13 protein-coding genes and 1 pseudogene are annotated in these 9300 nt (G+C 36.5%); 5 read left to right on the plus strand and 9 right to left on the minus strand.

From position 1 onward, the window contains the following. Nucleotides 1–148 precede the first annotated feature (148 nt). The 8 genes from AACZ30_RS11085 to AACZ30_RS11120 form a co-directional block, all read right to left on the minus strand. Nucleotides 149–784 carry an MOSC domain-containing protein gene (locus AACZ30_RS11085; RefSeq protein ID WP_339649386.1) on the minus strand — a complete coding sequence of 212 codons (636 nt, stop codon included), beginning with the start codon at nucleotides 782–784 and terminating at the stop codon, nucleotides 149–151. 40 nt (nucleotides 785–824) lie between these two features. Next, on the minus strand, nucleotides 825–1679 hold the full coding sequence (locus AACZ30_RS11090) for a pirin family protein (protein ID WP_339649389.1): 855 nt from the start codon (nucleotides 1677–1679) through the stop codon (nucleotides 825–827). Between the two features lie 16 nt (nucleotides 1680–1695). Continuing rightward, nucleotides 1696–2313, minus strand: a complete 618-nt coding sequence (locus AACZ30_RS11095; protein ID WP_339649391.1) for a dienelactone hydrolase family protein — start codon at nucleotides 2311–2313, stop codon at nucleotides 1696–1698. Nucleotides 2314–2428: 115 nt separating this feature from the next. Next, nucleotides 2429–2662: a hypothetical protein gene (locus tag AACZ30_RS11100; RefSeq protein ID WP_093305998.1), complete on the minus strand. Its 234-nt coding sequence runs from the start codon at nucleotides 2660–2662 to the stop codon at nucleotides 2429–2431. Nucleotides 2663–2705: 43 nt separating this feature from the next. Continuing rightward, nucleotides 2706–3524 (minus strand): DUF2807 domain-containing protein, encoded by an 819-nt coding sequence (locus AACZ30_RS11105; protein WP_339649393.1) that lies wholly within the window; start codon nucleotides 3522–3524, stop codon nucleotides 2706–2708. A 205-nt stretch (nucleotides 3525–3729) separates the two neighbouring features. Next, the gene (locus tag AACZ30_RS11110; protein WP_339649395.1) at nucleotides 3730–5466 is read right to left on the minus strand and encodes a PspC domain-containing protein; all 1737 of its coding nucleotides are present in this window, start codon (nucleotides 5464–5466) and stop codon (nucleotides 3730–3732) included. After that, a complete protein-coding gene (locus AACZ30_RS11115) occupies nucleotides 5459–5803 on the minus strand; it encodes a PadR family transcriptional regulator (protein ID WP_075327210.1) in 345 nt (114 codons plus the stop codon). The genes AACZ30_RS11110 and AACZ30_RS11115 overlap by 8 nt, the downstream gene beginning before the upstream one ends. Continuing rightward, nucleotides 5800–6339, minus strand: coding sequence for a DUF4870 domain-containing protein (locus AACZ30_RS11120; protein WP_208225903.1), 540 nt, complete (start codon nucleotides 6337–6339; stop codon nucleotides 5800–5802). Before AACZ30_RS11120 ends, AACZ30_RS11115 begins: the two co-directional genes overlap by 4 nt. A gap of 145 nt (nucleotides 6340–6484) precedes the next feature. Here AACZ30_RS11120 and AACZ30_RS11125 point away from each other — a divergent pair, with 145 nt between their 5' ends. The 5 genes from AACZ30_RS11125 (at nucleotide 6485) to AACZ30_RS11145 (ending at nucleotide 9092) form a co-directional block, all read left to right on the plus strand. Continuing rightward, a complete protein-coding gene (locus AACZ30_RS11125) occupies nucleotides 6485–6937 on the plus strand; it encodes a DUF4442 domain-containing protein (RefSeq protein ID WP_208225902.1) in 453 nt (150 codons plus the stop codon). Between the two features lies 1 nt (nucleotide 6938). Continuing rightward, nucleotides 6939–7739, plus strand: a complete 801-nt coding sequence (locus AACZ30_RS11130; protein WP_339649396.1) for a TIGR00266 family protein — start codon at nucleotides 6939–6941, stop codon at nucleotides 7737–7739. A gap of 135 nt (nucleotides 7740–7874) precedes the next feature. Further along, nucleotides 7875–8072: a hypothetical protein gene (locus AACZ30_RS11135; protein WP_075327206.1), complete on the plus strand. Its 198-nt coding sequence runs from the start codon at nucleotides 7875–7877 to the stop codon at nucleotides 8070–8072. A 331-nt stretch (nucleotides 8073–8403) separates the two neighbouring features. Further along, nucleotides 8404–8649 carry a hypothetical protein gene (locus AACZ30_RS11140; protein ID WP_339649397.1) on the plus strand — a complete coding sequence of 82 codons (246 nt, stop codon included), beginning with the start codon at nucleotides 8404–8406 and terminating at the stop codon, nucleotides 8647–8649. Nucleotides 8650–8825: 176 nt separating this feature from the next. Next, nucleotides 8826–9092 (plus strand): hypothetical protein, encoded by a 267-nt coding sequence (locus AACZ30_RS11145; RefSeq protein ID WP_339649399.1) that lies wholly within the window; start codon nucleotides 8826–8828, stop codon nucleotides 9090–9092. Nucleotides 9093–9166: 74 nt separating this feature from the next. Here AACZ30_RS11145 and AACZ30_RS11150 read toward each other — a convergent pair. Continuing rightward, a pseudogene (locus AACZ30_RS11150) lies at nucleotides 9167–9300 on the minus strand (hydrogen peroxide-inducible genes activator); the annotation flags it as partial.

Below are 9300 nucleotides of genomic sequence, written 5' to 3' on the forward strand. Positions count from 1 at the left end.
TGATGTTAATGCCGATCTTCAGGCTTTAAAAGATAAAATGGAAGGGAAGTAATTTTATTTCCGTGAAGACGGGAATCCCTAATTTATCATAAATAAAAACCTCCTTAGTTTTTGCTAAGGAGGTTTTTTTATTGAAGCTAAAAACTTATTAAACAATATACTTCTCTAACAATTCTCTTTTTTTAGGATCCAGAGCATTATTATTTACAGCAATTTCCAGATAGTCCTGGTTCCTTTCTTTAGTATAAACCAAATGGAAAAGTTGGGCCACACTTAAACTTTTATCAGGTCGCTCTATCAACTTGAATTGATCATTATTGGCTACAAATCCTTCTTCCAAAACACTTAAATACGTGCCAGCAAAACCATTTTCAATAAATTGCTTAAGGATTTTTTGATCTCCAAATTTATAACCGAGTTTATAGCAGGGTTCTCTATAATCTGAAACCTGCACTACAGCATCACCCACTTTATAAACATCTCCTAAAAAAACCATTCTTTCATCAAAATCTGCTACGGTTAGATTTTCTCCAAACATACCCCAGTTCCACTCCAGGTTGGGATAAAGATTCTTCCAATATGGATACTGTTCTGCAGAAAATATATAACAGGCTTTATAAAAACCTCCGTGATGTTTACGATCTGAAACTTCATCATTCATCACATTATTCTTCGCCAAATAAATAGGTGTAGCTGTTGGTGTCTTATAAATACCTGTTATTACTTCTTTTGAATTCCAAATTATTTTAGTTGGCTTTCCAATATTGGTTGAAATTATTTTCACGTAGCTAAAAGTTTATTTTATGAGATATTAATAGCAGAAATTAACCATTCCAATTTCCAAACTCTCCATTTTGATAATCCTGGAAAGCCTGCTGAATTTCTTGGTGGGAATTCATTACAAATGGTCCCTGGGCTACTATTGGTTCTTTAAATGGTTCAGCGTGGCCCAAAAGTAAAATACTTTCTTCCAAAGCTTCAATTTCCAGTTTTTCACCATCATTATTAAATTCAACTAGGTTATGCATTTTTGCATTTTCCTCGTTTACCTTTACATTACCCTTTATTACGTAAAAGAAAATATTTCTTTCAGAAGGAATTTCTACCGAATATTTACCGCCTTCAGCAAAATTTATAGTAGCCATCTGGATAACGTTTAATGGATTAAAAGCGCCTTTTTCACCTTCCCAGTTACCTGAAACTGCAGCTAATTTTACTTTTCCTTCATTTAAATTTAGCTGCGGAATATCTTCTTTCTGAAGTCCTACATAATTTGGTTCGGTCATTTTATGTTTTGCCGGTAAGTTTACCCAAAGCTGAAGAATCTCCAATTCGCCACCTTTCTTTTTGAATTCTTCTGAAGAAACTTCAGCGTGAATAAGTCCTTTTCCCGCCGTCATCCACTGTACACCACCTGCTTTTATCACACTTTCAAATCCGCCACTGTCTTTATGGGTTAAATCGCCCTTCAAAATAAAAGTAACGGTTTCAAATCCGCGGTGGGGGTGAGGGCCAAACGGCAATCCATTATTATTTACCGGATATTCCTGGTAGCCGTGATGGTTTAAAAACAAAAAAGGATCTATATGGTCTATAGAATTTGTAGGTAGGGCGCGATAAGTAATTAGATCGGCGATAGGGGAGCTTACCGCGGTATGTATTTTTTTAATGCTTCTCATAAAATTGATTTTACTCTTAATTAAAAATAAAATTATTGGCGAGTTTCAGCTCATCTTCTGAAATGGTATGTGGCCTGTTTTTATAGATTTTCACTTCTACATTAGCATTCATTTCCCTTAATATTTCAGCTGAATCTTCTACTCGCTCAACCGGAACGTGAGGATCTGGATCTCCGGTACCTATAAAAATTGGAGTACCATTAAAATCTCCCGAATAATTTTCAGTATAAATCTTATCGCCGATGAGGCCACCGGTAAAAGCTGCCACTCCGCCAAATCTTTGGGCGTTGCGGGTAACAAATTCCAGCGTTAGGCAGGCGCCCTGTGAAAATCCGGCAAAATAAATATTTTCTGCTTCTATGCCGGTTTCTTTAATGTCTTCAAGCAATTCTTCTAAAACCTCTAAAGCCGATGAATATTCGGGTTCATTTTGTGCTACCGGTGCTAAAAATGAATTCGGATACCAGGTAAAATCTGTAGCCTGTGGGGCTAAAACTGCGAAGTCCTGGGTATTTAACTGGTTGGCCAAAGAAAGAAATTCTTTGGCGCTACCACCACGGCCGTGCATTAACACCAATACTTTTTCGGCTTCCCGTAGTTCTTTTCCGGCGGTATATATCTCTTTTTTATGCATTGTTATAATTTTAAATTAAGATACTAAATACCAATAAAAAAGTCCCGAAAAACGGGACTTTTAAAACAATTTTTAGAATTGATTGACGTAGATGTGATAAGAAATCGAAATATTATTAATTATCGTCGTTATCTATCTTTACTTTTTTCTTCACTTCGCCGTCATCTTCTTTGATTTTAATCTTTTTATCATCGGTCTTCACTTTAACCTTATCATCTTTCACTTTCACCTTTGCATCTTCTTCCTCGGCTAATTGTTCAATTTCAGATTTCTCTTCTTCTTCCCTGCAGGACACAACCGTAAGGCTTAATGCCAGAATTAATAAAATTGATTTTAATGCAATTTTCATAGTTAATAGTTTTAGTTATAAGGATTAAATGTAGGCAAAAAACTCAATCTTTTTTCGCCAGTACTGCTTTTTCTGAAAATTCTACCAAATCAATTTTTGGATTTCCATAAAGTTCCATTTCGCTTCGGTTTTTAGCAGTAAGTGTAAGGTTTTCAAGAACTTCAAGTTCATTTTTAGATTTACCTTCAGCAATAACTACTGCATTTCTTGCACTTAGTCTTCTGCCGTCAAACTTAGTAGAATGTTCAGATCGTAATTGTAGATCGTCTACTTCTCCTTCAATACGAGCGCTGGCTTTTTCATAGATATCTACTTTAAATCTGGGTGCATTTACCAAAGCTTTAATATCGCTAGACTCGTTAAGCTGAAAATAAGCATCTTCTGCAGTTAAATTTAATTCTACATCAGCTTTTCCTTCATTAAAAAGATCAAATTTGGTTGCGGTTACGGTTAGGTATACTTTAGCATCATCTGCCGTGGTTATTTTTAATTCTTCAGAATATAAATCTTCATCTGCTTCCAATTCTGTGTTGCCCGAAACTGTAATTTTTTCAAGATTTTGAGGGTAAGTCAGTGTTATTTCCTGCGATTTGCTTCGGCCTATCTTTTTTGTTGGCTTTAAGTATAAAACCTGGTCTACAACTTCGCCTCTTATTATTCGGTGTAAGTTATCATCGGCTTCAACTTCCATCATCGCAGTAGATCCTTGCTTGAGGGTAACTTCAAAATCACCGCCTATTTCTACACTATGGAAATCTGCTAAGCGTGTTTTTTCGGTGGTTACGTTTCTGCTTCCTTTTACTTTTTTTGCACCACAGCTAAATGCCATAAAAATGCTTAGTAAGACTAGTATCTTTTTCATAAAAAATAAGGGTTTAACACAAATATACTAAAAAAGCCTCCGGATGGGAGGCTTTTAAGACTTGCTTAGCATTCATTGAAAGCTATGACGCAGTGTTCGGATAAGATTTCATTACTTTTTATATAATCTTTAACCAGTAGGTCATTTTCTTGTGCCGGTTCTCCCAGGTTGAAGAGTAGCATTAGTAATTGCAGAACTAATTGTATCATAATTCTTCATTTTCAAGATTTTCTTCTTCTTTTTTAACCGGTTTTTTATCTACCGTTACCCCTCTACTATTTATTTGAATGTTTACTTCTTCATCTCCAGAATTTATCCTGGCGTTAAAGTCGCCGTCTTCATCCCATTCATCTTCACTTTCGGTTTCCCATTCCTCTACCGGACAATCTTCACAAATAGCGGCATCTTCTGTGATTTTCAAAACTTTTTCTTCGTCGCCGTTTATTAAAATATCTCCCCAGTAGTCTGTATTTCTATGAAATGAATTTGTATTATCGTCTGCCACCAGGCTGGCGCCTTCGGGTAAATACAAGGTAACTTGCACTTCCTGATCCCGGTATTTATATTTTGTAGGCGAAGTAAAAAAGCTGTTCAGCAATAATTGGTTGCCACTAAAATTGGTATTATACATTATATTTTGAGCGCGTTCTCTGGCTTCTTTGTAATCTTTACCTTCTGCCGACTTTACTACTTCCAGTTTGGCAAGAGAGTCTTTAGTAGGTTTTACAATTAGGCGAATATCTGAGCTGTACATTACCTTTTCATCATTCTCATCATATTTAATTTTGAAATCTGAACTTCTGTAAATACTGGATGAGTAATTTGAATTGGCCTGCATTCCCAGGTAAAGTGTATCGTTAGCCGATATTGGCAGTGTCTCTGTAATAACCTGTTCACCATCAAAAGCCCGATGGGTGGCTTGCTGTACCGCTATTACCGAAGCTCCTATAAAAGCCAGGATCCATAATCCCAATAAGACTAATTTAGCAGGGGTACCAATAGACCTTAATCTGCCTACAAGAATCTTTAAGCCTAAAATGAACAGGAAGAAAAATGGAATTCCTGCCAGCAAAAAGCTAATTAGCCACAGTAACCAAAGTGGCGCTCCACTAACCGCCATTTCTACATAACTACTCCAGGGAGCATCTATAAGCCCAAAGGTACCAACGGTAAACAAGCCAATAAAAAGGCTGATTAATGCCGCACCGGCTATTAATATTAGGATGATTCCAATTAGTTTAACGAATACCTTTAAAATAAAAGCGATTACATCACCTATAGCAGAGGCGGCAGAGGTAGCTCCGCTTTTAGCCTGGTTGCCATATTTTTGATAATCTACGTCTTTTACCTTTCCGGTAACATTATCAAAACCCTCACGAATCTTTTTTTCTATATTACTAATAGTGACCTCCTCTCCACGCATTGCAAGTTTATCGGCTGTAGATTTAGCTTCGGGAACAAAGATCCAAAGTGCAATATAAATTAGAATAAACGCACCACTGGAAAAAATGGTTAGTAAGATCCAAAGTAAGCGTACCCAAATAAAATCTATCCCTAAATAATGCCCCAGTCCAGAAGAAACCCCGCCTACATAAGAATGTTCGGTATCTCTAAACAGTTGTTTTCCCGGAGATTTAGTGGTTTTTGTATAAACCGGTTCATCTTCAAAGATCTCTTCATCTACCATATAATCTTCGGGTTGCCCCATAATGGCGATTACTTCTTCTACTTCTTTAATTCCAATAACCTGGCGGTCGTCTTTTTTCTTTTCATTGAACAATTCAGCAATACGTGCTTCAATATCTGCTATAATTTCATCTTTCCCCTGAGTGTTGGTAAAAGAGCGTTTTATAGCGTCTAAATAATGTTGCAGCTTGGCATAAGCGTCCTCGTCTATATGAAAGAATATACCGGCAAGATTTATATTTACTGTCTTATTCATGATTCTTATTTTTTTGATTGGTTACAACGTTTACAGCGGTTTGGAGTTCGTCCCAGGTGCCGGTAAGCTCCTTTAGGAAGAGTTTCCCGGTATCGGTAAGTCCGTAATATTTTCGCGGTGGTCCGCTGCTGGATTCTTCCCAGCGATAACTGAGCAATCCTGCATTCTTTAACCGGGTTAAGAGCGGATAAATAGTGCCTTCAACCACCAGTAATTTCGCGTCTTTAAGGGTGTCCAGGATTTCGGCTACATAGGCATCTTCGTCTTTTAAGACCGAAAGAATACAGTACTCCAGTACACCTTTACGCATTTGAGCCTTGGTGTTTTCTATCTTCATAGCGTTTCGTTTTGAGGGTTGTTAAACTGTTCATTTTTTGATTGTTGATGGTTATTATTATGATTATTATCTGAACTTTTTCCTATAAAATTGATGCTTAGCGGAAAAGAGTAATGTTCTCCATTACTGGCTTTAATACTTGCGCTTATTACCGCAAAGATTTCGATGAAAAACAAGAGCGAAAGTAAAATGGCAAATACACTAATGGTGATGACTATAGAAATTGCCTGGCCCATTTCGTCTATATAAAAATGCTCGGGACCAATTGCAAAGGGTACATCAGCACCCAGCCGTATAGCCTGAAAAAGGATAATTGCAATTCCTACGGCCAATATTAAAATGGTGTAGAGAAAGAGACTAATTTGAAAATTGATTGCCTTCCTTCCGTGATCGTCTATAAATGGCTTTTCTTTTTTAGTGAGCCATAATATTAGTGGAAATATAAAATTCCCTAACGGAATAATAAATTTACTAAAGACCGATAAATGCAGGATTGTGGCCAGTGTCTTTTCTTCTTTTGCTATCTTTGAGTTCATAACCTATTAATTTACATTACAAATATATGGTTAAAAGAAGGTATTTTGCAAAGCATAGTACTAAAAATTAACATATTTTTATGAAATTATTTCTGAAGTCATATTGATTAATTTGAATACATTTATTAAAAACAAACCAATTCCAATGACATTAAATAAGAATAAACTCAATAAATTTCTAATGCTGAAACTGCCAAGCGCCTGGCTTTGTGGGGTTCGTGTAAGTGAGATTGAAGAAGATACCTGTAAAGTAGGTGTGAAGCATAAATGGATAAATCAAAACCCATTTAATAGTATGTATTTCGCTGTGCAGGCAATGGCAGCAGAATTAAGCACTGGGGCGTTGGTAATGGGAAAAATTAAACAGTCCAACAGAAAAATTTCTATGCTGGTAGCGCAAAACAGGGCTACGTTTACCAAAAAAGCCACTGGCAAGATTAATTTCTACTGTTACGATGGTCATTTAATAGACGAAGCTATAGAGAAAACGCTTGCCACGGGTGAAGGGCAAACTTTATGGATGAAATCTACGGGAATAAATGATACCGGTGAGCAGGTGGCAGTATTTGAGTTTGAATGGACTATAAAAGCAAAGTAATATGAATGCACACGAAATAGATTACCAGATTTTTGGAGAAGAAATGCAATATGTAGAATTAGAGCTGGATCCTCGTGAAGCTGTTATTGCCGAAGCCGGTAATTTTATGATGATGGACGATGGGATTAGAATGGATACTATTTTTGGAGATGGCTCTAAAGAAAACGAAGGTTTCCTGGGTAAAGTTTTAGGTGCGGGCAAACGTTTGCTTACGGGAGAAAGTTTATTCATGACGATTTTTAGTAATGAAATTCAGGGTAAAAAGCGCATTAGTTTTGCTTCGCCATATCCGGGGAAAATAATTCCTATAGATCTTACCCGATATGGTAATAAGTTTATTTGCCAGAAAGATGCATTTTTATGCGCTGCCAAAGGAGTTGCGGTAGGAATAGAGTTCAGTAAAAAGCTGGGGCGCGGTTTTTTTGGTGGTGAAGGTTTTATTATGCAAAAACTGGAAGGTGACGGGATGGCCTTTGTTCACGCCGGTGGAACGATGGCAAGAAAGGAATTATCTCCCGGTGAAAAATTAAAGATAGATACAGGCTGTATTATTGGCTTCACCCAGGATATAAATTATGATATTGAATTTGTTGGAGGAATTAAAAATACGTTTTTTGGTGGCGAAGGACTTTTCTTTGCAACGCTTACCGGCCCGGGTACAGTTTACGTGCAATCGCTTCCTTTTAGCCGCCTGGCTAACCGAATTTGGCAGGCTGCACCACAAGGAGGTGGGAAAGATAAAGGAGAAGGTAGTATTCTTGGTGGCATAGGTGATGTGATAAGTGGTGATCGGCGATTTTAAGAATTGTTAAACAGCGGAAAATTAAAAGATCTTTATAAATTTTTTATTATATTTAGGTGCTTTTAAAAAATCCGTTAGCCTATTAAAAGATTTCTACTTTTTTAAACCTAACTTCTAATTTAAATCTTTCAAATTATGGCGAGAGCGATGTTTGAATACACCAAAACTGTACTGGATAAAGTCAGTTTTGATCCCATCTTGTTTTGTAGAGAAGTGAAAAAAGCACTTCAACGACTTTTACCTCACGAAATAGAGGAACTTCGTATCTGGATTATAGCACTAACACGCAAAAATCCTGAACTTAATCAATGTCTAACCTATTTAAATACATAAAAAAAGCGGCTTTTGGGCCGCTTTTTATTTATTGAACTTTCTTCAAGCTATTCAAAGTAGCCTTATATATTCTACAACTTTATAATTTCAATATAAGTTATAGTTTTTAAGTGTTCTAAAGGTTTTCTTACCCTTTACTTTATCGGGGTTTTCCCGGAATTTAACATTTCCTTTTAATTTTTGTATATTGCTCATTATCAAGCTTAATTTCTTTTATCGTTTGGTTTCCCTACAACTAAATTATTCAAAATTTTAAAAGCAATCTATAAACCTTGGGAACATTCCGAAAAGCCAATTCAATTTTGAAGTAGGAGCAATTAAACCAATCATTATGAGAATTATTTTAAAAACCCTTTCTGTAATAAGTTTAAGCTTATTTTTTTCAAGTTGTTCAACCGATGATGGCCCTCAAACCCTGGCAGCTACAGTACCAAGCGTTAGTTTGGAAACGACAACTTCAGATGTGGAAAAGACCTATACCACCATTGAAATCAGTGGAACAGTTGATGACGATGGCGGAGATCCAGTTACAGCGCAGGGAACCGTTTGGAGTACTAACGCTCTAGTCCTACGATAAATGATAATCTTACAACAGAATCTTCAGCAAGTTTTACCAGTGAAATAGAAAATTTAGAAGCAAACACAACTTATTACTTTAGAACATACGCGACCAATGCTGAAGGTACGGCCTATAGTAATGAAGAATCTTTCACAACTAATTCATTAGAAGGAACTACCTGGGATTTTCATGTAGTGTATGATCAAAATAGCTCTTGGCATGGTGACGTGGTATTTAATCCCGATGGAACAGCCATCTATGATGAACCTTCTTCTCCCGGAACTTACCTAACAAATGGAACCTGGTCTTTAAGTGGCAATGAGCTTACTTACGATTTTGATAGCTCAGACCCGGGAAATGTGATGTATTACGGAACTCTTGAAGGAGATGCAATGGCTGGTACTTTTGATTATCCTAATCACCAGGGAACCTGGACTGCTGTTGAGTATCAGAGTTTATAGGTTTTAAAAATTAAAATGGCTGTTAGAGAGAGTGAAAAAATCTCCAGACAGCCATTTTAATTTTTCTAAATATACTATTCCTGATATTCTTTTTTCTTATTCACCGGACTTATAATTTTTACATTGTGAAAAGTGATAGCTCCTTTTACTACTCCTGCAATGGTACTTTGTATAGCTTCAATAATCTGCATTTTTAATTCACTGCGGT

It is taken from the genome of uncultured Salegentibacter sp., assembly GCF_963972535.1.
Lineage (GTDB): Bacteria > Bacteroidota > Bacteroidia > Flavobacteriales > Flavobacteriaceae > Salegentibacter.

Coding starts and splice junctions, on each gene's coding strand:
- AACZ30_RS11105 (WP_339649393.1), bottom strand. CDS start 3,524: ATGAAAAAGATACTAGTCTTACTAAGCATTTTTATGGCATTTAGCTGT.
- AACZ30_RS11135 (WP_075327206.1), top strand. CDS start 7,875: ATGGCGAGAGCGATGTTTGAATACACCAAAACTGTACTGGATAAAGTC.
- AACZ30_RS11090 (WP_339649389.1), bottom strand. CDS start 1,679: ATGAGAAGCATTAAAAAAATACATACCGCGGTAAGCTCCCCTATCGCC.
- AACZ30_RS11130 (WP_339649396.1), top strand. CDS start 6,939: ATGAATGCACACGAAATAGATTACCAGATTTTTGGAGAAGAAATGCAA.
- AACZ30_RS11115 (WP_075327210.1), bottom strand. CDS start 5,803: ATGAAGATAGAAAACACCAAGGCTCAAATGCGTAAAGGTGTACTGGAG.
- AACZ30_RS11120 (WP_208225903.1), bottom strand. CDS start 6,339: ATGAACTCAAAGATAGCAAAAGAAGAAAAGACACTGGCCACAATCCTG.
- AACZ30_RS11110 (WP_339649395.1), bottom strand. CDS start 5,466: ATGAATAAGACAGTAAATATAAATCTTGCCGGTATATTCTTTCATATA.
- AACZ30_RS11095 (WP_339649391.1), bottom strand. CDS start 2,313: ATGCATAAAAAAGAGATATATACCGCCGGAAAAGAACTACGGGAAGCC.
- AACZ30_RS11125 (WP_208225902.1), top strand. CDS start 6,485: ATGACATTAAATAAGAATAAACTCAATAAATTTCTAATGCTGAAACTG.
- AACZ30_RS11100 (WP_093305998.1), bottom strand. CDS start 2,662: ATGAAAATTGCATTAAAATCAATTTTATTAATTCTGGCATTAAGCCTT.
- AACZ30_RS11140 (WP_339649397.1), top strand. CDS start 8,404: ATGAGAATTATTTTAAAAACCCTTTCTGTAATAAGTTTAAGCTTATTT.